Here is a 23,138-nt window from a genome sequence, read left to right on the forward strand (position 1 = left end):
ATCACCCAAAGCCCAAAGCCCTTAAAATCATCCTTCTCACGTCCATAGGCTTAGATTCACTAAATGGAGAAGGTATCACAGTAATTAAAGGTTTTGTCTGATTTGATATAAGGATCTCTAGTTTTTCCTTTACGGGTTCGTAAAGGTCCCTCGTTATTAGTATTAGGTCTACATCACCTCTCTTCCTTGCGTTGTCGATCTCCTTTTGGAGGTTAAAGGGATCCTCAACTACTTGAGCTTCTGCCCCTGCCATTCTGAAGAGGGAAGCGGTGTACTTGTCTCCCATGAGGAGAATTTTACCCATGGCTCACCAGTCTGTAATGTCAATTAAATATTTTTAAGTTTTTTAAAGAATAGATAGACGGACTAACATTGCTGTTCCCCGAGACCATGACCAAAGTGGAGGTAATATCCCTTAAGGACAGAGTAGACAGTATAGTCACTGAAGTGCTTAAGTTCGGCATGTTTGAGCCCAAGGAACCCACTGAGCCCATATCCCAAGGGAGGATAGAGGGAGCAAGGAGGTTGTTAGGCGAGATCCAGGAACACATTACAAAGCTCAAGATCATCATGGACATAGCAGGACTGGTGCTTGAGGCTCAAGGAAAGATGAAGCTGGGAGGCGACTGGATAACGACATCTGAGGCAGTATCAAAGGAGTCTTCTGAAGAGGAGAACAAGTACGCGGGGCTCTTGGAGGAGATAGGGAAGTTGAGGGCGGAAATAGACATCTACAAGGCGCAAATGAAGGAACTAGAGCCCTTCAGTGAAGTGGACGTAGAGCTAGAGAGGCTTTCCAACTTGGAGTACTTCGACGTTATTTTCGCGACGATATCCAGGGATCAACTTGAGGCTCTGAAGAAAGAGCAGGGCGTCTTCGTCAGCTATAAGGAAGTAGCAGGCGCTAAGGAGACTAAGTACGCCGCTATCATAATAGCGCCAAAGAACCAGTTAGAGCACGTTACTGCTAAGCTAGGAATAAGGAGACTGGAGATAGCAACCGGCGGTTCACCAAGAAAGGCATATGATGAAGTCGTCACTAAAGCCAAGAACCTCGAGGAAATCCTGGAAACAGCCAGGTCCCAGTTGGCCAAGAAGGTTAGGGAGAATTCGACCTCGTTTAGACAGCTCCTCGGAAAACTGATGACAGTCAGGGACGCACTAAACTTGTTGTCAAAGGTTAGAGTGTCGGAAAACTTCGCCCAACTAGAGGGCTTCGTGCCGGAGAAGAAGATCAAGGAGATAAAGGCGAAACTGGAGAAACTGGGAGCCTTCGTGGACTACGCCTACCCGAAGAGGTATGGGGAGAAGGAGGAACCACCAACATACGTGAACCTCCCTAAGAGGATAAAGGCAATAGAGTCTGTCATAAATATATACGGTGCTCCTTCCTACTGGGAGCTATCCCCAGCTATATTCCTGATAGTGACGTTCCCAATTATATTCGGGCTCATGTTCCCCGACACTGGTGACGCCCTAGTGGTGTTTCTGTTCTCCATATGGTTCTACAGATATGGGGTCAGGAAGGGTAGCGACAACATAAAGAACTTGTCGTTAATCCTAATATATTCCAGCGTTGTAGCGATCTTTACTGGGTTCTTGGCCAGGGAGTTCTTTGGGCCACTCTTAGTGGGAGGACTCGAGGAGTTAAACCCGTCCCAGTTCCCAGGAGACGTCGGACCATTATACAGCGTCTGGCCCATCCCCCTTAGCGTAGCCCAAAAGCTAGCGTTCCTATTGCCCTTTGGAGACTATGCCACCGCTTCGTCAATAGAGAACACAATGATATTCTCCGTATTCCTGGGTAGCATTGCCCTCTTCGTGAGCTCGCTTGTAGGAGTCGTAAACGCTGTAAGGAAGAGGGACCCAGAGTTCCTGGTGTTTGAGAAACTGCCCTTATTACTCATCTACATAGCCCCCTTCCTGATATTCTCTTACGGAATACCGCAGGGCCTCAGTAACGGTGTGGCCTACTTTGACACCGAGAAGGCCATCTTGGGATACGTGCTACACGACATAACTAACCCAGGGTCCCCAGACTTGAGCAATCCCACGGCGGTATTCAGCTACGTCATGATACTCTGGATAGAGGTAGCCATTCTCTTCAACTGGGCCACCAAAATAATCCTCCTCAGGAGGCACGAGCACGTTAGCGTGGGATCCGCCATAGGGTTAGGGTTTATGGAAGGCGGTTTTGAAGCTGGCCTACTACTGATGTCCAACACCATCTCCTTCATAAGGATCCTAGTGTTCGCCTTAGCCCACTACTACTTGCTATACGCCTTCTCCTATATGGCTTACCTAGTGGTAGGAAAGCCCAGCCTACTCGCTATATTCACCAACCCTGCGGCAATAGCCTTGATATTCGTCGGTAACTTGCTTGCCATAGGACTCGAGGGGTTAATAGTATTTATACAAGACATGAGGCTTCACTTCTACGAAATGTTCAGTAAGTTCTACGAGGGTAGGGGAAGACAGTTCGAGCCCGCGTTGGCCTACGTGGAAATAGAGTAATGGAGTTAGGAATAAGAAAATCCTTTTTTACCTCAATAATGGAGGCCTTGTTTTTTCTAGCTCGCTTCTAACTTTTTCCAGCAACTTGGGAACCTGTGCCTCGAAGTCTTCCGGGAGCTTCCTAAATATGGGCGAGGCTTTACCTACGACGTGACCGGCTAGGATTAGTTTCTTAGCGTTCTCCCATCTCTCGTTTTCTATGGATCCCAAGTTAAGCTGATCGTATATCCTCTGCGAGCTCGCGGGAATTACGGGGTACAACATGATAGCCAGGGACCTAACCACCCCCATGATTATGGCAAGCACGTTCATTGCCAGGGCCTTGTCCTTCTTTACCAGATCCCAGGGGGCCTTGGCGTTTAAGTAAGCGTTGCCTTCCCTTGCCAGCTTTAAGACCTCTTCTGTGCCAGCCTTTAACTTGCCCTTTTCGAAGTACTCCGAAACCACGTCAGGAGTTTCGTTCATCGCCTTTAGCAACTTGAGGTCGACTTCGTCCAGCTTCGACTCATCTAATGGAGGTACCTTGGACTCGTTGTACCTATTCACCATGGTGACGCTCCTGTTGACGAAGTTACCCACGTCGTCGTTCAACTCGTTGTTGACTATCCTCAACGCTTCCTTCCACAGGAAGGAGGTGTCCCTTTCCTCTGGCCTGAGCCTTATTAGCACGAACCTCCAGTAGTCCACATTCATGACCTTGGGGGCCTCGTCTATCCAAATGCCTATCCTCCTGCTCTTGCTGAACTTCTGCCCTTCGTAGAGCAAGTACTCAGTTGACGATATAACGGTAGGCAAGGAGTAGCCCTTCCCTGAGGCCATCAGCATAGCTGGGAATATTACCGCGTGGAATGGTATATTGTCCTTACCTATGAAGTAGTAGCTCTTCGCCTCGTCCAGCCAGAAGTCCTCCCACTCCTTGGGGTTACCCTTTTTCTCGAAGTACTCTATGGTCGCCGAGATGTAGCCGAGGAGGGCCTCGAACCAGACGTAGATTGTCTTACCTTCCGCTCCCTCGAAAGGCGCAGGTATGCCCCAAGCATTGTCCCTCGTTAGGCTCCTGGGCTTAAGCCCCTCTGAAATCCAAGAGAGAGCAACCGCCTTTACGTTTTCCGGCATTTCCTTGTTTTTCTCTAACCATTCCTTTATCCTGTCCTGGAACTTGCTGAGGTCGAAGAACCAGTGCTTCGTCTTCTTGAAGACCGGCTTAGCCCCACATATGGCACATCTAGGGTTAATCAAGATCTCTGGGGACAAAAGCCTCCCGCACCTATCGCACTGATCCCCTCTAGCGTCCTCAAACCCACAGTAAGGGCAGGTACCCTTTACGAACCTGTCGGGCAGGAACATCTTGTCGTTCTCGCAGTAGGGTAGGGTCTCCTCCTGGGCAAACACGTAGTCCTTCAAGCTTAGGATGAACTCCCTCACGAACTTCTTGTGGGTCTCAGACTCGGTCCTAGTGTAGTTGTCGTAGCTTATCTTCCACACGTTCAAGAACAAGTCCTTGACGTACTCGTGAGCCTGGTCGGTTAAAGCCTTTGGTGACACCTTCCTCTTCACGGCCTCTATCTCGATTGGGGTCCCGTGCTCGTCGCTCCCGCTGACGAAGACCACGTTCTCCTTACCGTACTTTAGCCTGGCGTACCTAGCGAAGACGTCAGCGGAAAGGACGGAGCCTATCAAGTTGCCTAGGTGGGGCACGGTCTCAACGTAAGGCCACGCTGAGGCGACAAAGACCTTCATAGTTGGAAAATGGCTCATCTTACTTATAAAGGCTGATGGGTAAGATTATGACAATAATGAGTTTAATAAGCGTTGACAAGTATCCTTTTCTCAAACCCCTTGAGCAAGTAGTGAGGGAACTCCACGGGGTCAGCTTCTTTGAACTTATATCCAGCAACGGGAGGGTACTGAACGAGGCTAAGGAGAGAGTAAAGAGGATACTAGATGGCCAAGAGCCACCCCCGTTCAAGGACTACAGGAACCCTTCGCTGGTGTTCTACACTGAGATGGTCATACTCTCGACCATTGGGGACAAAAGGGTGATAGACAGGGTGCTACAGTGGGAGGCTGAGGGATTTGTGAAGGACATGTCCAAGGAAAGGGAGGAGGTGTTCAGGGAGCTTGTGAAACTGTTGAAAGTCCCACTGGAGAAAAAGAAGGTATCGTACCATGTGGGAAAGAGGAAAATCGAGCTGGTCTACGCAGTTAACCTCCTCTCTTACCTGTCCCTAATACGGGGAGTAAGGGACGAGGAGTTGAGCCTCTCTCAACTCGTGCTGAGCCAGGGGTACGTTTTCTTGAGCAAGCAAAAGCTCTTGAAGCTGATCAAGTACGTCACACTTGAGAGGCTCTCGCAGAGCGTAAGACCCATCACCCTTTCGGAGGTGCCAGAGACGCTGAGGGACATCATAGCGCTGAGACAAGGTAAGACCCCCCCGTGCATAGAGGGAATGATGGCTAAGAAGGAAAAGAGCCCGGAGGAGGTCAAGGTATTGGCAGTGTACAAGGTCAACGTCGGGACCGACCTTGGGTCACTGGTAAGCTTCCTCAAGAGGTTTGGCGTGGAAAACGCTGAGGAGTACGCAAAGGAACTTTTGTCCTCCCGGAGGAAGTACGTGGTTTACTCATGCGAAAAGATGAAGGAGAAAGGCCTTTGCGTAGCGGACTGCGGAGTTAAGAACCCTCTTCAGCTCTACTTTGGCAAGGCGGAGGAGACCAACAAGAACCTCTGAACCACGGTCACCGCGGAGAGCACAAAGAGGGCGTAGAACAGCACGCTGGCCACCTCGAAGCTGAGGGGAGAGACGAGAAGTATTACTGCCACAAAGATAAGCCTCTCTCCCCTCTCTATTATCCCCTTGCCTTCTGCCCTAACTCCGAGGGACTCTGCCTTAGCCCTCAAGTAAGAGATCGAGAGCGAGAGGCCTACTAGGAGAGAGACTAGGACTGGCTGGAAGCCAAGAAGCACGAAGGAGGAAATGAAGACGGCATCCTCAATCCTGTCCAACGATGAGTCCAGAAAGCTCCCAAAGGGGCCCGCCTTCCCGCTCAGCCTCGCGATCTCCCCGTCTAGGGCGTCTGCCAAGGAAGAGAGGGCCAGTAACACCACGCCGTAAAGCGCATTCCTCGTTGCCCACACCACGAGGAGGAAGGCTACGGCAAGCGCAAGCCCCGTGAGGGTCATTGCGTTGGCGGTAAACCCGACTCTAAGGAAGGCTGAAGCTATAGGGGTAATCAACTTCTTGGACTCCTTCCTTAGCCTCGTGATCATCTGAAACCACTACTGTTTTAAACTTGACCAATGGATTAAGAAAGAGGGTAGGTAATGAAGCCTAAAAAATTAATTCTTGTAACCTCGGACGCACATCCCCTAAACAAGGCGTTCCAAAACATCACCGATAGCATTTCAAAAGAGCTGGGAATCGAGAAGGAGGTAAAGACTGAGGACTACTCTTTCCTTGCAGATTACGGAGAGAAGGACGACTTCGGCATGTCTTGGTTGCCTCAGCTCTTCGTACAGATGGACGACGGGAAGATCTACCCAATACTCACCAACCTCCCCCTTGACAAGAGCCTAAAGCCAGACGAGGAGGAAGGCAAAAAGGAGGCACTTAATAAAATTAAAAATCTTACCTCATGAACCTATACTATAAGTGAGAAAATTGAGCTATACCCCACACGTGCCTTACGTGCCCAGCCCCCCTAACGTGGTAAGGAAAATGTTAGAGGTGGCAAAGGTAGGCCCGGAGGACGTAGTATATGACCTAGGTTGCGGAGACGGCAGGATAGTGATCACTGCAGTGAAGGAGTTCAATGCCAGAAAGGCAATAGGCATAGACATAAACGACGAGAGAATTCAAGAGGCGACAAAGAACGTCAAGGAGAACGGCCTAGAGGGCAGGGTCGTAATTAAGAAGGGGAACTTCTTCGAGGAAGACCTATCCGAGGCGACCGTGGTTACCATGTTCCTCTTGACCAACGTCAACGAGATGCTCAGGCCGAAGCTGGAGAAGGAGCTTAAGCCCGGGACTAGAGTTGTATCTCACGAGTTCGAGATAAGGGGATGGACCCCTAAGGAGGTTGTTAAGGTCGAGGACGGCAACATGAACCACATAGTCTACTTGTACGTAATAGGTGAACACAGATGAAGGTAATAGTGCTAAAGAGCGAACTGGGTAAGATCACATCGGAAAGGAGCGTCGAAGGAAACATTGGCGAGGTAGTGAAACAAGTGGCTGCAGAGGCCCTAAAAGAATGGAACGAAATAGCCTCCGACTTCACCATAATGAAGGACGTCCAGGAGGTGAGGATACCCCTCCCTTTAAAGCCCGACGTGTACGAGAGCCTAAAGAGCTTCCTCAGTGGAAAGGACAAGACTGCAGCCATTGCAAGAATACCAGTTTATATAATAAGCTACGACAACGCGTGGAAGGAGGACAACTATCAAGACAACAGAGTTTACGTGGTCTCATATTACGTTGACGAGAACCTAAAGAACGAATTAGCGGAATACGCCAAACAGGCTACTTCGGAGATAAAGGAAGACAGCGATGAAGGAGAAGCGGAGGAAGAAGAGGGGGAATAGTCACTTAAAGAAGGAATCTATTGAGATAGTTGAAGCTATTTCGTCCCAACTTATTCCTAGGCTTTTCAATAGTTGCTCGAAAGTGCTTCTCACAGCGTCGTAATACTTGTCCACGTCAACTTCGCTTAGCTTCGCCAGTTGGACTGGCTTCACGCCGTCCTTACTCTTGACCTTAACAAAGAGTATAATGTCCCTTGGTAAGACCTGAATCCCGAAATTCCTCAGTAGGGCGGCGGCCTTCACGTGCTGGGGAGTGTTCTTTGTATAGGAGTCTATGTCCCTAGACAGCATGACCCTGAAGGCCAGTTGGTCCAAGTTGTAGCCCTTGTTCTTTAACCTGTTGTACACCTCTTTAACCTTCTCCTTTATCTCCCTCTTTACGTTTTCGAGATCGGAAGGAGTGTTTATCTTGAGCATGAGGTCCTTCACCTCCTTAAAGGACTCCTTTAGGAACTCTGGCGTGTTCCTCTTCTTCACGAGCATCCCCTTTATATCCACTGAGTTGTCGGTGAAAACTCCGAAGTAGTTCTTCTTTAGACCAGAGAAGGCAACGAACTTATAGCTCTTGTCTAGCTCTAAGTCTAGGTTGAAGGTCTGTTTTACCCACTTTACTATTTCCTCTAACTTCTCCTTCGTGGGCTGGTATATGAAGAGCGAGTCTGTATCTCCGTATAGTACTCTCAAGCCCAGTTCCTTCGCTTTACCTACAGTGCTGGTTATCACGTACCTACCTAATGCAGTCACGCTTTCAGCTACTGCAGGAGCGTAGAGGGGAAAGGTCTCAGCGCCAAATACTCCGTAAGTAGCGTTGATGAACACCTTCATGCCCCTCTGCACTACATCATACAGCATCTTCCTCTCTTGGTCTATGTTGGAATGCTTTGCCTTCTTTTTATAGATCTTGACCCTGAAGTCCCTCAACAGCCCCGTTATTACGGCGGTAATACCAGGCCTCTCCATACACACCGTGTGCAGTACCTCTCCAGTCTCGTCCTTGACCTCAAATCTCTTCTTGCACTCTTCTGGATCCACGGTCTCATAACTCAAGTTCCAGTTCCTTATGATTGAGGGGTACAGGGACGCGAAGTCAAGGACAGTGACGTTGAAGAAGACTCCCACTGGTGGGTTTATTACGACAGCTCCCTTGTAGCCCTTTCCCTTGATAATCGCCGCAGTCTTCAGTTTCGAAGCCCTCTCCAGTATCTCCTCCTTTAGCGGTATCAGCCAGTTCCTCTGCCTATGCTCCCAGTAGTAGAGGTTCTTTACCCAAGCAGATATCTCAGTCCTAGTAAGCTCCTCTATGCCTAGCTTTGATATCCTGGAGAACAGGATTATCAGCTTCCAGACTAGGTCGTTGTTGAAGGTTGTCAGCTTCAAGGTTATCTCAGAGTCCCTGAAGTTGTACTGTACTAGCTTGGAGAGGGAGAGCTCACTTATCGAGTCCACCTTGATCTTGGATATCCCGAGGAGGGCAGAAGCCACGGCGTCGAGGTTGTACTCGCTGTACTTGCCCTCAAAGGCGTAGTTCCTCACGGCCTTATTGAAGAAAAACTTGTAGAGGTCGATGTGAAATCCCGCTAAGAACTTCGTCTCCCTGCTACCTAGGTCGAAGGGTATTTCCTCCGGAAAGAGGCCGAGCTTTAATGCCCTAAAAATGATGTAAGGGATGTCGAAGTCATCGCCGTTGAAGGTAAGGATCAGGGGGAACTTAGTAACGAGGTCAAAGAACCTCCTCAACAGCTCCTCTTCGGTCTCGAACTCCTCTACTAGTACCCCTTCGTTGTTGACGTTACCTTCCCCCACGTCAGGCCTCTTTATTAACAGGACTAGCTTTGTGCCATCTGTCCCAGCTATGGAGATGCTTATTATGGGAAACTCAGCCTTTACTGGGTCAGGGACCCTACCCATGGCAGGGGTGTAGACCTCGATGTCTATGGCAGCTCTCTTGATTGAGGGAACTTCAGACTCGAAAAGCGGTGCCCAGTTCAAGGCTGTTTCCTTTGTCATCTCGTCTACGTCAGCAAAGGCCTGCACTACCTCGTCGACGTTGACGTCTATCTTAACGGACTCAAGTCTGCCCTTTTTCACTACGTAGGGCATCCCGGGGATTAGGCCCATGTCGTAGATGTAGTTGTTGTAGTACTTGATGTGGGCCTCGTAGGCCCTTGGGACGTGGTTTCTCATCCTCCTCACGGCCAAAGGGTCCTTCACGACTATCTTCGTTAACCTTATCTTCTTCTGAGTGTAGGGGTCTACCTTGTAGACCACCTCAAGGTGGTCAAATGAGGGATCCTTTATTATCTTGGGTATTTGCCTAACTTGTTCTGGGTCGAGGTCCACGAGAAAATAGGACTTGTGGCCAGTATTGTCGTAAAGTATCCTGACTTCCTGTTTCGCTGGGTCGTAAAGCTTGCAAACTGCCTTGCCCTTTTTCCCGTCGTAGTCTACCGAGAGCAGGTAGTACGTCCTTCCTTCTTCCGCCTCCTTGAGCCAGTTGCCCTCTCTCCTCTTCCTTTGAGCCTCTTCCTTGGGCTCCTCGGCTTCTCTCTTTTCCTCCTCTTGGCGTTGCGTATTTCGATCTAGCTTCAATGAAGAGAAGTCAAAGAGCGTAATCTGTTTAGCCACATTATACTATTTTGAGGGAATACTCTTTAAGTATTAATGCATGAGATGACAAGAATACTGGATGGAATAGTTTTAATTTCAAACTATCTTGATTTTCAAATGGACCCGTAGCTCAGCCAGGACAGAGCGGAGGCCTTCGGAGCCTTAGGTCGCGGGTTCGAATCCCGCCGGGTCCGTTCACTTTCGAATAGCAATTATCCCTCTACGCAACCAAGTCTACGTAGGTGCAGTATAAGGAGGTATAAGTGACATTTATATCCCTTGAATTAGTATAATTGAAACTATGGAGGACAAGGAAGAAAAGAGCGTAATAAGGAAGACGCTGGAGGAAGCCGAGAAGGCAACGCACAAAACTGCAGAGAAAGCCAAGGACGTCACTAAGACCGTGACAGAAGTGGATATCCAGGCGTCCAAGGAAATTGTAGACACGAGTGTAGACGTGGCCAAGGAAGTAGGAAAGGGAGCATTAGACGTCGGCAAGACGACCCTAGATGCCACAAAGAAGATTGCGAAGAAGTTTTTAAAGTAAAGTGCCAGAAGTTTGTTCCTTTTTCCTTGAATAGTGGTCTTTTTCTGACCTACTCCCAGCCCTGCGAGGGTTCTGCCTAGGTCTAAGGCGTTACTCCCCTTTATGGGAGATACCCCGTGATGTGAAGAGAAAGGAAAGAGCCAAAGCGTTGACAATCTTCTTCGCTCCTAGTTTCACAATGTTTAACGCACTGTTGACGTCGCTGTGAAGTTTACGGCCAAAAGGACAATTACGACCAAAAGGACAGCTATCGACACCCCTTGGAATTTCTGTCAACCTTAACATCATGGAAAGCGCATAGCCGCGAAGTATTGTACTCAACAACTAGGTACGTCTTTACGCCGTACTCGTGGAGTTTGTTCGCTAATGCGCCAACTTGCGATAAGACCAAATTTGAAGTGAACTTGTTACCATCCTAGGAATGAAGTAAGGATAGCCCAAGTAAACCGTGGAGACGCCAAGATCCCACAAGGAGTTAGCCAAGTGAGAGGCTAAAGTTCTGTAGTAGTGAAGAAGCCTACGGTAAAGCTTAGTGACTCTTTTCCTTTCCCTCAGCACTTCTTCCCTATCACTTCTTGGACCTTTTCTGTCTCGCTCTTCAGCTCGTCGAGTTCGCGATCCTCTCCTGAAAATAGAAGTAATCGCTCTTAACTGCTGAACCGCGGTAAAATAGAACAGCACGTCCTCAACAACGACAGTAGCCAACGCGTTTACGCCAAGGTCAATTGACGCAACCTTTTCACTTTTAGGCTTCTCAACTTCTCTCTTTCGCCGTGAATAACGATAGAGTCCTTCATTGGCTTACCGCTTTTCTTTGCTACAGTCCTACCAACGTCAACGAAATGTGGGCGTAAAAGTTGTTGCCTTCAACGCGAATCTCCAGTCTACCTTGTGCGCCAAACCACCTTAACCTACCTTCAAAGGGCATCTTCATTTCTAATCCTTCAGTAAGAGTGTGTTTTTCCTCGTTAACCTCATAACGATCTTGTCTAATGACTAGGATTTTCCTCTTTCCTCCATCTTTCCAGTAACGTGGCGGCGAGATTCGCGAATGACGGTTTTTGTTTTAATGACGAGAAGAAGGACGACCAAGTTGTTCTTCTGAAAACAGCTTGAGCGTTAACTCCTAGAACCTCCTTGTACTTCCTCCACGCGTCATTGAGGTCCACTTTCTTTTCTTGATTGTTGTCTATCGTAGTTTGTCTCGTTCCACAGCTTTGCTGTTGCGTCTGCCAACTTCCTCAATTTCCTCTGTTTACCCACTTGGGAAGAGCCTCACAACTGCGGTTTTGACGCTTCCGGAATTGCAGGAGCAATCTGGCTCCTCATCTTTAGTTCACCAAAGAAAGCGCCATAAAAGGAAATCGTTTTTATACTTTAAAACCTTACCCCACCTTAAAAGGCGAGGTTTGTCTTCTTTTTTATCAAAGAGAGAACGCTGGCCGCGAGAACCTCGAGCTATAGAAGGTGGCTAGTACGAGCCGAGCAGGGACTAGTAAAAAAGGTAAAAAGGTTTACCAGATCTTGTCTAGATCGTCGGAAGTTATCACGGGAAAGAATTGCCTCATGTTGGCCAGAGACCTCTCGTGGCCCTCCTTGTTCCTCGACGAAACTGCATCTCTCACTATCACCGGCAAGTAGCCATAAGCGAATGCGTCCCTAGCGCTAGTCTCAACCCCCACGTCTGTCGCAATGCCCGTGAACACGATCACGTACCTGCCCGAGTTCTTGAGTAGGAGGTCGAAGTTAGTCCCTACGAATATGCTCCACGTGTTCTTGTTTAGGATGATGTCATTCTCCTGGGGCTCCACTGCGAGTCTCATTTCCTCTGGTTTGAACTGGAAGCCTCCCCTGTAGACGATCTTAGCTGCGGGGCTCTCGAAACCCTTAGGGTAAGGCGTTATCTTGGTGAAGACTATTGGGACGTTGGCACTCCTGGCTGACGCTATGGCCTTGTTCAACGCGTTCATGAACTCGTCCTTGTTGAAGATGGAGTTAACTAGGGCCACGTGCACGTCCCAGACCACGAGTATGGACTTCTGAGGGTTTAGAATCTCCTTGAGGGACTCCATAGCTTAGATATATCTTCTTTTAGGAATTAAATCTATCTGTTCAATCGCGAAATTCTTCTAACAGTGCTTCCTGTCTCCGCTGCGCCTCCACTTCCACGAGGAGCTGAGCTCCGTAGGCGAGGAACTGCATAAAACTTTTTAGCGATGGAGGGATCGACCTATATGAACAGGGAAGTCTTAAAGATAGCCTTCTCAGCCTTCTTTGCCGACCTGGGATACCAGGCTGTGGTCGCGTCTTTCCCTTTGCTCCTCGTCTTCTACTTCCACGTGCCCATCTACGTCTACGGGGTGGTGGAGTCCTTCAGCTATGGCGTAGGACTCTTCTTTTCCTTCATGGGTGGCCTCTTGGCAGACAAGTGGGAGAGCAAAAAGGTGGCGGTGCTGGGCAACTCACTGATCGTCGTCCTATCCTTTACTGGGGTGGCTAGGGACGCGGTTCAAGCGATAGTCCTTTTCTTGACAGGGTGGTTCATGAGGAACTTTAGGTCACCTGCTAGAAGGACGATGCTAGTTGAGGTAACTGACGATGGCGAGAGGAAGAGAGCATTTGGAGTGCTCCACGCCCTTGACGTCATGGGGGGCGTGCTGGGGATCGCCTACCTGGCGACCTTTCTCTACTTTCGAGTTCCCTTCTCCGCCATTCTCCCCTTCACGGCAATACCCATTGTTGTGAGCACCCTCCTTCTCGTCTTCACTAGTAAGGGGAAGAGGATAGAGTCAAAGGGAACCAACTTGAGGGTAGTTCTGGGCGTCCTCTTCGCCACGGCCCTCTTTGGAGTAAGTACTTACAGCCCGGGCTTTCCAATAATAACCGTGACGCAGTCTACTGACCAACTATACCTAGGTGCCCTAACTTACGGCGTGTACCTAGGCTCCTCAGCTCTCTTTGGCTACGTCTTTAGCTTGGTTAGGATAGACGAGTTCAAGGGGCTCACGCTGGGCTACTTGGTCTCGGCCCTAGCCAGCTTGGGCTTCGTGTTCCTCTTTTCCTTTAAGGCCATTGGCCTCTACCCCATGGTCTTCCTTTTAGGCTTAGCTATGGCGGCAGCGGAGACCTTTGAGCCGACTATAATCTCAAAGACGATTGGACAGAACGTGGGAAGGGGTATGGGCTACCTTTCCCTTGCGAGGGGAATAGGGTACTTCGTCGGGAACACCGCCATGGGCCTCCTGTATAGCCTCAGCTATAGCTACGCCTACGCCTTTGCCTTCGCCGTCTCAATGGCTTCAGCCTTTATAATTCTCTTCATAAGGAGGTGACAACGCATAACCTTTATTTTGTTTTAAGTAGAGATGGTTTTTATGAGGAAAAATCTCGTAATTATTGGAATAATTTTGGTAATGGCCGGTATAGTTGTATTTTTCCTGGCAAGCACTGGGATAATTTCTACCACGGTGTCGAACGAGGTTGTCCTCCAGGGAGGAAGAAGTTACAACATCTCCGTCACTTCTCCCTCAGTCCTAGTGTATAAGGACAACTACTCTGTCTACCTCAACGTCACTGGCTACGGAGTATCATTGAGTCCTATAGGCACGTCAAATGGGGCCATGGAGTACCAAGTTCTAATAACCTCTTCTCCCCACGTAGTGGAAATAGAGGATAACTACTCGCAACCGGTGCAAGTGATATATGTGGTGGCGCCTTTTTCATCTGCCAGCGTATACGCCGCGGTAATAGTAATAGCCGTCATCCTCTTTATTGCTGGGTTGGCTGTCGCCATTTATGGGGCGGTGAAGAAGTAGGACGAGAATCGACCTCTCTCCATAGTTCCGTTTAAGCGGTTTTCTGACTCCAGTTACCATCTTTTATGAAAACGTTTTACGCTAAAGGACCTAAAACCAACGCAAGTTTTCACATCTTAATACCAAATCCCTCCATAAGCACCTCAAATTCTCCCGGAATTACTTTAGGTTGAGGCAGTGCAGCTTAACGTGAAACTCCAGTCCTTTTTAGTCTCTTTCTCTCAGAACTTGTTCGTCACAGCGTCATTGGTCTCACTCGCGCCTCAGTACTGCTACTGGGGACTTGGAGAGGAGGACTTCAAGCTCTACCTCGCCTCTTTCCAAGGCCTCCCCTGTGAGGATATCGCCGTAGCGGGAGGCAAGCTTCACGGTACCCTTGAACATCTCATCTACGTACCTCTTGAATATCACAGTTACGCCGTTCCTCTCGAATCCACACACCCCTTCTCCTATGTAGATTGGCTTATAGGACTTGAAGAGCTCTGGGTTTTGCCTCCTGAAGTTCATCAGCTTATAGCTGACGTAAAGCTTTTCGTCAATTACCTCACACCCTTCTTTACCCTTTCTAGCTTCCTCCTCAGCTCGTCGAAGTCCACTTTTCTCCTGTTGTCTGGGTCTACCATGGGGAAAGTGAAGGCTTCATTACCTTGGTAGACGTCGGGGACTCCTGGAGAGGTGAACTTCACTCCAGCTTGAATTAACGAGTTCTTCCTAGTTTGTTAACTTCCTTCCAGAGCTCCTCGAACGAGCTTAAGAAGTTCCTGTCCTTAACGACGTTCCTGACGAAGGCCTCCATCCTCTCCTCGTAATCCTTATTGGGGTTTAACTACGTCGTGTTCTCCTTTTCCTTCCTCATGGCCTTTATCATGTAGCTCACGAGCCTCTCCTCGTACTCCTTGGAGTACCCGTTCCAAGTTCTCAGCAAAGCTTGGTAAAAGCGGTACTTGTCGTTCCTCGACACGTTGTACTCTTGTTCACCTCTTCCCATTCCTTGAGCTTTGCCTCCCACTTTTCCGGGATCAACGTTAGCGAGTTTATCCTAGCCCTCACGTCCTCGCTCAGCTTAGTGTCGTGGGTTGACGTAGTTATCATCGCCCTAGGGTGAAACGCCTCCCTCTCGGCGTTCCTAACGTGGAACTCGGCACAAGATATTCCGTTACTCCATGGGGCTCCCCCTACCTTGTTCTGGGAAGCTAGGGCGTTGTAGTAGTAAGAGAGGGTGTCCTTCACGCCATTTGCCATTACCGATGGGCTCAGCTGTTCCAAGTACCTCAGCTTCTCCAAGAACTTCACGATGACGGGGTTCAGCGTAACGCCTCTTTCACCTTTTGGTAGTCGAACCAGTTCGGGTCCTCAAACTATACACGTCCAGGCAGGATAGGTAGTCAACTACGGCTTCCCTAAATTCCTCCCGGATGTCGTACTGCCTCATCACACTCTCCACGTCTCCCTGGAACAGTTGCCCTATCACTTTCCTCTTCTCTTTAATAGGCTAATAAAGAGATAGAACAAGGATATGATTCTTAACCTAAATCCAGTTCTTCAATACCCTACGTAGTGTAGGTAAAAAACTGATTTATTTCCTTGTTCAAGAAATTATGTGGAAGTTACACAATTTATTGAAATAAGGAGAACGCCGACGAGGTTATGAAGCACCTTGAAAATCCCTATAACTTGGTGAAGTGCGTTCCCCACTTCAAGGCATTAAGGAAGCTTAAAGAAAGAGATCGGGAACTTGAGGTCTAGTGACTCTTTACCATAAGCTTAATAGTGACAAGGGAATTTTCTCGCCTCTTTAATCATAACCGCAATAAGTTCAATGGGAAGGGTAATAAATCCTCTTTGAGTAATTTTTCATTTACTTTTTAAACTTTAATACCTACAAGAGGGAGTAAAGAGGAAGCAACTAGTAATTCCGAGTGATACTAATTTCTTCTCCAATCTCTTCAACCTCATCAGGGTTTAACCTTTGCCCAATATTTCGTAGGCTTTTTAAGAGGAACAAGAAATCTTATCTCCTTCGTTAACGACAATTACCAGATCTCCCTCCTTAATTTTAGTCTCGTCGATGAGTTCCTTATGGGATCTTGGCGTCTCCACGGTTTACTTGGGCTATCCTTACTTCATTCCTAGGATAAGGGTAACAAGCTCACTTCAAATTTGGTCTTTTCGCAAGTTGGCGCGTTAGTGAACAAACTCCACGAGCACGGCGTAAAGACGTACCTAGTTGTTGAGTACAATACCTCACGGCAGTCCCTCTCGCGTGTGGCGTAGGCGTGGAGGGCGCAGTGTAGGTCGTCAGACCACTGGGCATCAATGCCGTAACCACACTTCTCCCTCGGGTTCACAATTTTTGGGTAGTAGTCCCTCTCGCGTGTGGCGTAGGCGTGGAGGGCGCAGTGTAGGTCGTCAGACCACTGGGCATCAATGCCGTAACCACACTTCTCCCTCGGGTTCACAATTTTTGGGTAGTTGAGGTCGCTCTCGGCTATTACCAAGAGCCTCTTCCCGAGCTTGCCCTCAGCCTTCCTAACCTCGTCTGCTATCTCAGCTAGTATGTGTCTAGGCGACATGTCGAAAATGTTGGAGACTGAGTCGAGCCTCAGTCCGTCCACGTGGTACTCGTGGAACCAGTAGAGGGCGTTCTGCACTACGTAGTGCCTTACCTCGTCGCTCCACGCCTCGTCGAAGTTAAAAGTGGGTCCCCAAGGCGTTCTATACCTAGTTGAGAAGTAGGGGCCGAACTCCCCCAAGTAGTTACCCTCTGGGCCAACGTGGTTGTAGACCACGTCTAAGATGACTCCGATACCCCTCTTGTGGGACTCGTTTACTAGAGCCTTAAGCCCCTGTGGGCCGCCGTAGCTGTTTTGCACCGCATAGAGCAAGACCCCGTCGTACCCCCAGTTCCTACTCCCGGCGAATTGGGAGACGGGCATAAGCTCGATGGCAGTTATACCTAGGTCAGCCAAGTAATCTAACTTGCCTATAACTCCTTGGAAGTTGCCACTTTCGCTGAAGGTTCCAACGTGAAGTTCGTAGATCACGAGGGAGTTGATGTCCAGCCCCTTCCAGTCCTTGTCCTCCCAGTGGAACTCCTCGCACACCGCTTGCGAGGGACAGTGGACGCCCTCAGGCTGGAACCTGGACGCTGGGTCTGGCAATTCCTTCCCCTTGACCAGGTAGGCATACCTTTTTACACCCTTGGTGACTAACGAGAAGTAACTCCTTTCCTCCCTTTCCATTTCCTCAACTCTCCTGTCATTGCCGTACAGAACCACGCTCAGCCTTTCGTGATATGGTGCCCATACCCTTAGCCTTTCCTCTTCATCGAGGCAGTGGGCCCCTATGTCTAACCTCCACGTCATAACTTAAACAACGTTTCACTATATTTATTCTTTTGTAAAGTTTTGAGAGTTTTAAGGAACATATTAGTTAACTTTCGACCTAATTTCCCAGATTAAGTAAATAATTTCGTAATAACCTCTCCCCGTTTTAATTCTTTTCGTATTAGAACTATATAGGACTATATATGATAGCCTATCTATGTAGGTAAAGTATATATCCAATGGGGAGTGATAACTCTCGAGAAAGAAAATGCAACAACCTCCAAAATCGCCTTTCAAGGGTTTGGACGACCTCAAGCTGTCCTTTAACCACATAAAGATTTGGTACACAGCTGGAATGGGTTTTTTCACGGACGCGTACGACCTATTCATAATTGGGGCAATAACCGACATATTCGTTAACTACAAGATCCCGGGCTTTGCCTTGAACAACGTGGTAGAAGGGTTATTAACGTCATCCGCGTTGGTCACAGCCATACTAGGGCAACTGGTCTTCGGCTTCTTGGCTGACAAGCTAGGGAGGAAAGCGGTCTACGGCGTCGAGGCGTCGTTGCTGACTTTAGGTGCGTTTCTTTCTGCCCTCTCGCCCAATATCTACTGGCTAATTGCCTTCCGTTCGCTGATGGGCTTTGGGATAGGGGGAGACTACCCAGTGTCGGCCACCATAATGAGCGAATACGCTAACGTAAAGGACAGGGGGAAGCTCATTGCGTTAGTCTTTGCAAACCAGGGGTTCGGTAGCCTAGCTGCTGTGGCAGTAGGAGCGATCTCGGCGTATAGCTTACCCCCAGAACTAGCGTGGAGAGTAATGGCGGCAGTAGGCGCTATTCCCGCAGCAACAGTGATCTACTTAAGGAGGAAAGTGCCGGAGACCCCAAGGTACGCAGCATTAGTAAAGGGTGATCTAGAGGAAGCCAAGAGGGCTGCATCTTTCCTCGGGGCAAAGCTGGACACAAGCAAGGTAGCGTCCAAGGACCTCACGGTAGGAGAGTTCCTCAGGAAGTACGGCCTAGTACTAATAGGCACTGCATTACCTTGGTTCCTCCTGGACATAGCCTTCTACGGAACTGGCATATACTCCGGGCCAATAGTCACGTCGATCCTCGGCAAGCCGTCATCGGTGGGCTTTGAGATCGTAGAGCAAGGAGTCCCCTTCATGGTAGGGTTCTTCGGCTACTTCACCGCAGTTGCATTAATGGACAGGCTGGGGAGGAAGCTGATACAGATCCAGGGGTTTGTCGCCATGGCAGTAATTTACGCCATAGTTGCAGCGGTAATGATAGCTTCAGGGAAGAAAGTCGAGGGCTTCTTAATACCAGCCTACTTGGTCTTTGCAGTGTATTCTTTGTCGTTCTTCTTCATAGACTTTGGTCCCAACACTACTACCTTCGTGTTGCCCGCTGAACTGTACCCGACTAGGTACAGGACTACTGGGCACGGGATCTCCGCGGCGTCAGGCAAGATGGGGGCAGCCATAACCACCTACTTGTTCCCGACGTTACTGAGCACTTACGGAGTGAAGCCGATACTAGAGGGTCTAGTAGTGCTGAGCTTAACGGGCGCCCTGGTGACAATGTTCTTCGTGAAGGAGCCCAGGCTGAAGAGCCTAGAGGAAGTTTCGGAAGAGGAAGTCGAAGTAAAGACAACTGCCTAAACTTTTTATCTCGTTTTCCCCTTTCTTACGTTGACCATGGATCTAGGAGTGTTCTTGGCTTCCTTTGGGATAAGCCTCTTGGAGCTCTCCGAAGCGGGGGCTGTAGCGGTAATTTACAAAGGAGTATACAAAACCAACATGTCTTATGCTTACGCCCTGGCTGGCGTGCTAGCAGTCTTAGTGCCGACCTTCGTCTTGGGCAGGTTCTTGAGCTACCTTCCTATAGACTACGTGCTGGTGGTAGCTGGGGCCATATTGCTCTACTTCGGCTACAAACTACTTAGGAGCGCCAGACGTTCCTTGAAGAACGTCAAGAGGAAGCACGAGAAGGAGGAGAGGGAGAGCCTCGTGGTAGTGTTCACCGTGGCCGCAACGGAGGCATTCGAGGCCGCCCTCGTAGTCATATCCCTGATACCCCAGAGCTTTTCCTCCGCGCTCTTGGGCACAGCTTTAGCTTCCCTCCTAGTCATAGCACTGACATATGCCCTCAAGGCGAGGATAATGAAGATAAGGGTACCCCAGCTCAAGCTAGTGCTCTCCGCCCTCCTCTTTAGCCTGGGCACTCTATGGCTCGGGGAAGTGGCGTTGGGAATAGACGAGGTCTACCTGCCCTTACTCTTCGTGGGATACCTAGGTCTCAACTACGCCCTGATCAAGCTCTAAGAAAACCCGTTTATCACAACGGAGCCCAGTATGAGGGCCGTCCCCACCCACTGGAGCGGGTTCAGTCCTTGGTCGAATATTATCAGTGCCATTATTATTGTAAACACTGGTTCCAGCGCAGTTATAATGCTTGCAGTGATGGAGTCAGTGCTCCTCATCCCCTTGTAGAAGAAAAAGTAGGGTATGACAGTTGCGAAGACCCCTAAATACACTCCTCCAACCACGGAACTGAGCGTGACTGGGTACGCCAAGGAAAAGGAGACGAAGGGAAGCGACCAGAGGGACTGGGAGGCTATTATCTCCCAGTCGTTAAAGCCCTTCAGCTGAAGGAGCCTAGAGTACACTATGAGCAACGCGTAAGTCAGCCCGGAGGCCATCCCCAGTAATGTCTCTACCAAGTTTGGGGTACCCTCGTATATTAGGTAGAGGCCGACAACCACTAGTGCAGAGGTGACCAGCTTTAAGGGCGAAGCCCTAGACCCTTCCGTCACCCTTGATATCAGGAAGACCCAAAGGGGAGCTGTGTAGAGGAGCACTGCGGAGAGGGAGGGGCCGTCCACCGTGATAGTGTAAATGTAGGTTACGTAGAACACTGAGGCCACTAAGCCCATTAACGCCAACCACTTGTTGACCATCCTTTTTGCCCTTACTAGGAAGATCACAATTACCGTTGCAGTGACTGAGCGGAAGAGGACCATGGAGAAGGCGTTGGCGTGCCTCTCGTAGAAGAACTCCGTGGCAATGCCTATTGTACCCCAGAAGAAGGAGGAGAGGACTAGGTCTATGAAGCCCTTCTTCAGTCTCACAAAGAAAAGAGCAGTGTCCGGTCTTTAAAAAATTAGGCAAATGGACCTCGGGGGGAGAAACTTGATTGCCTCCGAAAGGCACGCTAGATCTTCTTTTCTATCCTGTAAAGCCTCACGGCCTCGTTGAGGTTCTTGGTGAACCCCTTCACCCTGTTCCTCAGTATCCTGGACGTGACAAAGTTTAACGGCACTTCCACGTCTACCTCCATGTCCACTAGGCCATGCCTTTCCTTGAACATCACTATCCCCCACCTGTGTTCGGCAAAGTCGGTCACGTTGATTACGTATTTTACTGAGTGGGTCGACCTTAGGACGCTTGTGATGTACACAACCAAGTTAAATGGAAGGTAAAACAAGCCCCTCAGAGGTATCTCCACCTTGTACCATGTGTCCCATTTCTCAACGCTAGCTTCGAACATGTTCTTGAACACAAAAACCGGGTCGGAAAGAGCGTAGATGACAGAGTCTCCGTGGTCGTGTTCAATCAAGCGTCTGATTTTCATACCATAGAGTTGTTTTACATTTATTTAATCTTAACGTATATTTTTTCTATAGTTTAAAAAGTCCTATATATTCTATATAGAGAAGACGATCCATAAACGGGGGAAAGGTAGTTCAAAGTTAGAACAAGGGAAAAGCGTCTCTCAGGGGATTTTCGAAGGGGTAGTAGGACGTTTAAGCCTCTTGGTGTTTTACAACGTCTACTACAAACCCTTAAGACTCAAGGATATCTTGGACTCTTTCACTCTCCCCCATTGGCAATGGCCCGCCATATGCCAATGCCACACGTCATAAGGTTGTAAGGTCACTTGTACTTTATTCGCGCAAGGCTATTAACGGTAACAAATGTCCTAATTAGTACCGCTGAGTAAACTCTTCGCCTCGGCACTTAGGCCTTATAGAGCACATGACAGGGCATGGAGCTCTCATGCCTTACGATAACGCGTGGAAAGCCGTTAGACCTCTACGGTTCGAATAGATTTAATAATAATCTTTCGCGAGAGTTAATTTTGTGATTTGCCCGTATTATAGTAATGGATATTGTAACTCTCCTATTGCACCTAAAAAGGACGTCACGTCTCGCCTTTGCTTCTCCAACTTTAGGAAGTGCCAGTACTTCGGTGAGGTAATAGAAGTTAAGGAGCTAAACTTGAGGCAAAAGGTTAAGAGCGACTGCCCCTATTTCCTCCTCAAGGATCAAGGTGGAGAATACGTGCCCTTCTGTAAGGTTCTGAACTTTAGGATAACGGAGAGCCAGGCTGCTAACTGTAGCCTGCACTGGCAGAGCTGTCCTTTAAGGGAGTTGGCAGAGGCAGGCTAACTTTCACCACGAGGTTACCTAACTGGAGACAGGGGAGCCGTTAAAATCTGTAGGCGAGTTCGTGAGCCAACCTTCCTATTAGCTCAGCGAAAAGAGCCCTGGTAGCTCAGCTCCACTTTATCACCGTCTTTATCTCCCCAGACGGCTTCTTCATGAGCACCTCAGTTGCCTGCTCTGGACTAACAACGCTGGTGATCATCTTGCTCAAGAGCCCTCCGTATCTCTCCTTCCACATGGTAAGGTAGTTCACGGCCTCAGCGAAGTACTCCTTGCTGGCGTTGACGCTCCCTACCACCGCGATGTTGCTCTCCACTATTGACGTCACGAGTTCAGCGTCTATCTTGGCAGAGTCGTTTGAGGACGTGCCAAATAGCACTAAGATGCCGTTCTTGTTCATCTTGCCCAAGAGCGGGATAAATGCTGAGGGATATCCGCTAGTGTCGACGACGACGTCTGCTTTGGGTAGCTCCGTGTATCCCTTTGACGTATTGTAGAAGGTTGCGCCTATTGCCTCCGCTATAGCGCTTTCGGCCGGTGAGGGGTCCCTCCTGTTTAACATGTAAACGTTGAACCCGTAGGTAGCAAACATCAGTGAAAAGAATGTACCAATGGGGCCAGTGCCAACGACGAACGCGTTTCTGCACTCGTAGCTGGAGTCCCCGCAGGTCCACAACATCCTCTTCTGTATGTGCATCACCTGCCCCGCTGCCTTTACCACGTTGGACAGGGGCTCGGTGAGGACAGCTACATCAGCTATTGCCCTCGGTACCTTGACCAGGTAGGAAGCGCTGTCCACGAACTCCTCCCTCATGAAGCCGTTGAGCCCTCTTATTCCAGCCTCCACGAAGTTGCCCGTCTCGCAGAAGTCCTGCCTGCCTATCCTGCAGTTTAAGCAAACCCCGCACCCCCTCCTGACAACGGGTACCACTAGGTCCCCCTTCTTCAAGTGAGTGACCCCTTCACCTACCTCTTTCACCACGCCCAAACCCTCGTGTCCCAGGATGAGCTCTCCGGAGTTGTCTGGGGGCTTCGCGAAGGTTATCTTACCGCCCACTATCCCTCTGTCGGTACCGCAGATCCCCGTGTACAACGTCCTTACCCTCACCCTTCCGGGGAGGACAGGCTCGTGTAGGTCTACGTCCTTAACTTCAGCGCCGATGTTAGGAGGCCTTACAACTATTGCTTTCATACTAATACTTTAGTAACTGCGTTTAAAAAAGCCTAGCGGAAAGGTTTTAAAAACCTACTTCCTAATAATAACTTTCGAGTCTTGACCGCCCAA

Annotated in this window: 26 protein-coding genes, 1 tRNA gene and 1 pseudogene; 12 read left to right on the forward strand and 16 right to left on the reverse strand. The window is 49.2% G+C overall.

Annotated features, from left to right (window positions below):
- Position 1 precedes the first annotated feature (1 nt).
- Positions 2–304, reverse strand: coding sequence for a V-type ATP synthase subunit F (locus tag MPF33_04120; GenBank protein ID MCI2414429.1), 303 nt, complete (start codon positions 302–304; stop codon positions 2–4).
- 68 nt (positions 305–372) lie between these two features.
- Here MPF33_04120 and MPF33_04125 point away from each other — a divergent pair, with 68 nt between their 5' ends.
- The gene (locus MPF33_04125) at positions 373–2,514 is read left to right on the forward strand and encodes a V-type ATP synthase subunit I (GenBank protein ID MCI2414430.1); all 2,142 of its coding nucleotides are present in this window, start codon (positions 373–375) and stop codon (positions 2,512–2,514) included.
- A 27-nt stretch (positions 2,515–2,541) separates the two neighbouring features.
- On the opposite strand, the gene metG is transcribed toward MPF33_04125, so the two are convergent.
- The gene (metG, locus tag MPF33_04130) at positions 2,542–4,254 is read right to left on the reverse strand and encodes a methionine--tRNA ligase (GenBank protein ID MCI2414431.1); all 1,713 of its coding nucleotides are present in this window, start codon (positions 4,252–4,254) and stop codon (positions 2,542–2,544) included.
- A gap of 47 nt (positions 4,255–4,301) precedes the next feature.
- Between metG and MPF33_04135 the strand changes: the two genes are divergently transcribed.
- Positions 4,302–5,246, forward strand: coding sequence for a DNA primase regulatory subunit PriL (locus tag MPF33_04135; GenBank protein ID MCI2414432.1), 945 nt, complete (start codon positions 4,302–4,304; stop codon positions 5,244–5,246).
- On the opposite strand, the gene MPF33_04140 is transcribed toward MPF33_04135, so the two are convergent.
- Complete coding sequence (locus MPF33_04140) at positions 5,207–5,785, reverse strand: CDP-alcohol phosphatidyltransferase family protein (protein MCI2414433.1); 579 nt, start codon at positions 5,783–5,785, stop codon at positions 5,207–5,209. The two genes, MPF33_04135 and MPF33_04140, sit on opposite strands and share 40 nt — an antisense overlap.
- Positions 5,786–5,839: 54 nt before the next feature.
- Between MPF33_04140 and MPF33_04145 the strand changes: the two genes are divergently transcribed.
- The 3 genes from MPF33_04145 to MPF33_04155 are packed head-to-tail and all read left to right on the forward strand — an operon-like array spanning position 5,840 to position 7,099.
- Positions 5,840–6,154: a hypothetical protein gene (locus MPF33_04145; protein MCI2414434.1), complete on the forward strand. Its 315-nt coding sequence runs from the start codon at positions 5,840–5,842 to the stop codon at positions 6,152–6,154.
- Between the two features lie 22 nt (positions 6,155–6,176).
- Positions 6,177–6,662: a class I SAM-dependent methyltransferase gene (locus MPF33_04150; GenBank protein MCI2414435.1), complete on the forward strand. Its 486-nt coding sequence runs from the start codon at positions 6,177–6,179 to the stop codon at positions 6,660–6,662.
- Complete coding sequence (locus tag MPF33_04155; protein MCI2414436.1) at positions 6,659–7,099, forward strand: DUF2286 domain-containing protein; 441 nt, start codon at positions 6,659–6,661, stop codon at positions 7,097–7,099. Before MPF33_04150 ends, MPF33_04155 begins: the two co-directional genes overlap by 4 nt.
- Here MPF33_04155 and MPF33_04160 read toward each other — a convergent pair whose 3' ends face one another.
- Positions 7,100–9,724 carry a DNA-directed DNA polymerase I gene (locus MPF33_04160; protein MCI2414437.1) on the reverse strand — a complete coding sequence of 875 codons (2,625 nt, stop codon included), beginning with the start codon at positions 9,722–9,724 and terminating at the stop codon, positions 7,100–7,102.
- A 101-nt stretch (positions 9,725–9,825) separates the two neighbouring features.
- On the opposite strand from MPF33_04160, the gene MPF33_04165 reads away from it, so the two are divergent.
- Both MPF33_04165 and MPF33_04170 read left to right on the forward strand, forming a co-directional pair.
- Positions 9,826–9,900 (forward strand) — tRNA-Arg (locus MPF33_04165).
- A gap of 107 nt (positions 9,901–10,007) precedes the next feature.
- Positions 10,008–10,253, forward strand: a complete 246-nt coding sequence (locus tag MPF33_04170; protein ID MCI2414438.1) for a hypothetical protein — start codon at positions 10,008–10,010, stop codon at positions 10,251–10,253.
- Between the two features lie 90 nt (positions 10,254–10,343).
- On the opposite strand, the gene MPF33_04175 is transcribed toward MPF33_04170, so the two are convergent.
- From MPF33_04175 to MPF33_04190, 4 genes are all read right to left on the reverse strand, one after another.
- Positions 10,344–10,529, reverse strand: a complete 186-nt coding sequence (locus MPF33_04175; protein MCI2414439.1) for a hypothetical protein — start codon at positions 10,527–10,529, stop codon at positions 10,344–10,346.
- The gene (locus MPF33_04180) at positions 10,501–10,644 is read right to left on the reverse strand and encodes a transposase (protein ID MCI2414440.1); all 144 of its coding nucleotides are present in this window, start codon (positions 10,642–10,644) and stop codon (positions 10,501–10,503) included. The genes MPF33_04175 and MPF33_04180 overlap by 29 nt, the downstream gene beginning before the upstream one ends.
- Positions 10,617–10,958 carry a transposase gene (locus MPF33_04185; protein MCI2414441.1) on the reverse strand — a complete coding sequence of 114 codons (342 nt, stop codon included), beginning with the start codon at positions 10,956–10,958 and terminating at the stop codon, positions 10,617–10,619. The genes MPF33_04180 and MPF33_04185 overlap by 28 nt, the downstream gene beginning before the upstream one ends.
- 809 nt (positions 10,959–11,767) lie before the next feature.
- Positions 11,768–12,325 carry a cysteine hydrolase gene (locus MPF33_04190; GenBank protein ID MCI2414442.1) on the reverse strand — a complete coding sequence of 186 codons (558 nt, stop codon included), beginning with the start codon at positions 12,323–12,325 and terminating at the stop codon, positions 11,768–11,770.
- Positions 12,326–12,487: 162 nt separating this feature from the next.
- On the opposite strand from MPF33_04190, the gene MPF33_04195 reads away from it, so the two are divergent.
- Together MPF33_04195 and MPF33_04200 are read left to right on the forward strand one after the other, a co-directional pair.
- Positions 12,488–13,585, forward strand: a complete 1,098-nt coding sequence (locus MPF33_04195; protein MCI2414443.1) for an MFS transporter — start codon at positions 12,488–12,490, stop codon at positions 13,583–13,585.
- A 42-nt stretch (positions 13,586–13,627) separates the two neighbouring features.
- Positions 13,628–14,068: a hypothetical protein gene (locus tag MPF33_04200; protein ID MCI2414444.1), complete on the forward strand. Its 441-nt coding sequence runs from the start codon at positions 13,628–13,630 to the stop codon at positions 14,066–14,068.
- A gap of 252 nt (positions 14,069–14,320) precedes the next feature.
- Here the strand turns inward: MPF33_04200 and MPF33_04205 are convergent, their stop codons facing one another.
- The 5 genes and pseudogenes from MPF33_04205 to MPF33_04225 form a co-directional block, all read right to left on the reverse strand.
- On the reverse strand, positions 14,321–14,575 hold the full coding sequence (locus tag MPF33_04205; protein MCI2414445.1) for a hypothetical protein: 255 nt from the start codon (positions 14,573–14,575) through the stop codon (positions 14,321–14,323).
- A gap of 32 nt (positions 14,576–14,607) precedes the next feature.
- Positions 14,608–14,754: a hypothetical protein gene (locus MPF33_04210; protein ID MCI2414446.1), complete on the reverse strand. Its 147-nt coding sequence runs from the start codon at positions 14,752–14,754 to the stop codon at positions 14,608–14,610.
- A 232-nt stretch (positions 14,755–14,986) separates the two neighbouring features.
- Positions 14,987–15,361 carry a hypothetical protein gene (locus MPF33_04215; protein ID MCI2414447.1) on the reverse strand — a complete coding sequence of 125 codons (375 nt, stop codon included), beginning with the start codon at positions 15,359–15,361 and terminating at the stop codon, positions 14,987–14,989.
- Positions 15,362–15,389: 28 nt separating this feature from the next.
- Positions 15,390–15,539 carry a hypothetical protein gene (locus MPF33_04220; GenBank protein ID MCI2414448.1) on the reverse strand — a complete coding sequence of 50 codons (150 nt, stop codon included), beginning with the start codon at positions 15,537–15,539 and terminating at the stop codon, positions 15,390–15,392.
- A gap of 1,342 nt (positions 15,540–16,881) precedes the next feature.
- Positions 16,882–17,310: pseudogene (locus tag MPF33_04225) on the reverse strand (alpha-amylase family glycosyl hydrolase).
- A 352-nt stretch (positions 17,311–17,662) separates the two neighbouring features.
- Between MPF33_04225 and MPF33_04230 the strand changes: the two are divergent.
- Together MPF33_04230 and MPF33_04235 are read left to right on the forward strand one after the other, a co-directional pair.
- A complete protein-coding gene (locus MPF33_04230; protein MCI2414449.1) occupies positions 17,663–19,066 on the forward strand; it encodes an MFS transporter in 1,404 nt (467 codons plus the stop codon).
- A 36-nt stretch (positions 19,067–19,102) separates the two neighbouring features.
- Positions 19,103–19,729, forward strand: a complete 627-nt coding sequence (locus MPF33_04235; GenBank protein MCI2414450.1) for a hypothetical protein — start codon at positions 19,103–19,105, stop codon at positions 19,727–19,729.
- On the opposite strand, the gene MPF33_04240 is transcribed toward MPF33_04235, so the two are convergent.
- Positions 19,726–20,535 (reverse strand): EamA family transporter, encoded by an 810-nt coding sequence (locus tag MPF33_04240; protein ID MCI2414451.1) that lies wholly within the window; start codon positions 20,533–20,535, stop codon positions 19,726–19,728. The two genes, MPF33_04235 and MPF33_04240, sit on opposite strands and share 4 nt — an antisense overlap.
- 83 nt (positions 20,536–20,618) lie before the next feature.
- Complete coding sequence (locus MPF33_04245) at positions 20,619–21,038, reverse strand: DUF3211 domain-containing protein (GenBank protein MCI2414452.1); 420 nt, start codon at positions 21,036–21,038, stop codon at positions 20,619–20,621.
- A 509-nt stretch (positions 21,039–21,547) separates the two neighbouring features.
- Here MPF33_04245 and MPF33_04250 point away from each other — a divergent pair.
- Positions 21,548–21,856, forward strand: coding sequence for a hypothetical protein (locus tag MPF33_04250; GenBank protein MCI2414453.1), 309 nt, complete (start codon positions 21,548–21,550; stop codon positions 21,854–21,856).
- A 106-nt stretch (positions 21,857–21,962) separates the two neighbouring features.
- Here MPF33_04250 and MPF33_04255 read toward each other — a convergent pair whose 3' ends face one another.
- Complete coding sequence (locus MPF33_04255) at positions 21,963–23,045, reverse strand: glucose 1-dehydrogenase (protein ID MCI2414454.1); 1,083 nt, start codon at positions 23,043–23,045, stop codon at positions 21,963–21,965.
- Positions 23,046–23,138: the final 93 nt, after the last annotated feature.

Origin of the sequence: Candidatus Aramenus sp. CH1 (assembly GCA_022678445.1) — an archaeon.
In the GTDB taxonomy this organism is placed as follows: Archaea; Thermoproteota; Thermoprotei_A; order Sulfolobales; family Sulfolobaceae; genus Aramenus.

Excerpts from the sequence above, each read along its gene's own strand:
- MPF33_04140 (MCI2414433.1), bottom strand. The coding sequence starts at position 5,785 with ATGATCACGAGGCTAAGGAAGGAGTCCAAGAAGTTGATTACCCCTATA.
- MPF33_04230 (MCI2414449.1), top strand. The coding sequence starts at position 17,663 with ATGCAACAACCTCCAAAATCGCCTTTCAAGGGTTTGGACGACCTCAAG.
- MPF33_04190 (MCI2414442.1), bottom strand. The coding sequence starts at position 12,325 with ATGGAGTCCCTCAAGGAGATTCTAAACCCTCAGAAGTCCATACTCGTG.
- MPF33_04155 (MCI2414436.1), top strand. The coding sequence starts at position 6,659 with ATGAAGGTAATAGTGCTAAAGAGCGAACTGGGTAAGATCACATCGGAA.
- MPF33_04145 (MCI2414434.1), top strand. The coding sequence starts at position 5,840 with ATGAAGCCTAAAAAATTAATTCTTGTAACCTCGGACGCACATCCCCTA.
- MPF33_04120 (MCI2414429.1), bottom strand. The coding sequence starts at position 304 with ATGGGTAAAATTCTCCTCATGGGAGACAAGTACACCGCTTCCCTCTTC.
- MPF33_04235 (MCI2414450.1), top strand. The coding sequence starts at position 19,103 with ATGGATCTAGGAGTGTTCTTGGCTTCCTTTGGGATAAGCCTCTTGGAG.
- metG (MCI2414431.1), bottom strand. The coding sequence starts at position 4,254 with ATGAAGGTCTTTGTCGCCTCAGCGTGGCCTTACGTTGAGACCGTGCCC.
- MPF33_04135 (MCI2414432.1), top strand. The coding sequence starts at position 4,302 with ATGACAATAATGAGTTTAATAAGCGTTGACAAGTATCCTTTTCTCAAA.
- MPF33_04245 (MCI2414452.1), bottom strand. The coding sequence starts at position 21,038 with ATGAAAATCAGACGCTTGATTGAACACGACCACGGAGACTCTGTCATC.
- MPF33_04200 (MCI2414444.1), top strand. The coding sequence starts at position 13,628 with ATGAGGAAAAATCTCGTAATTATTGGAATAATTTTGGTAATGGCCGGT.
- MPF33_04195 (MCI2414443.1), top strand. The coding sequence starts at position 12,488 with ATGAACAGGGAAGTCTTAAAGATAGCCTTCTCAGCCTTCTTTGCCGAC.
- MPF33_04170 (MCI2414438.1), top strand. The coding sequence starts at position 10,008 with ATGGAGGACAAGGAAGAAAAGAGCGTAATAAGGAAGACGCTGGAGGAA.
- MPF33_04205 (MCI2414445.1), bottom strand. The coding sequence starts at position 14,575 with ATGAACTTCAGGAGGCAAAACCCAGAGCTCTTCAAGTCCTATAAGCCA.
- MPF33_04255 (MCI2414454.1), bottom strand. The coding sequence starts at position 23,045 with ATGAAAGCAATAGTTGTAAGGCCTCCTAACATCGGCGCTGAAGTTAAG.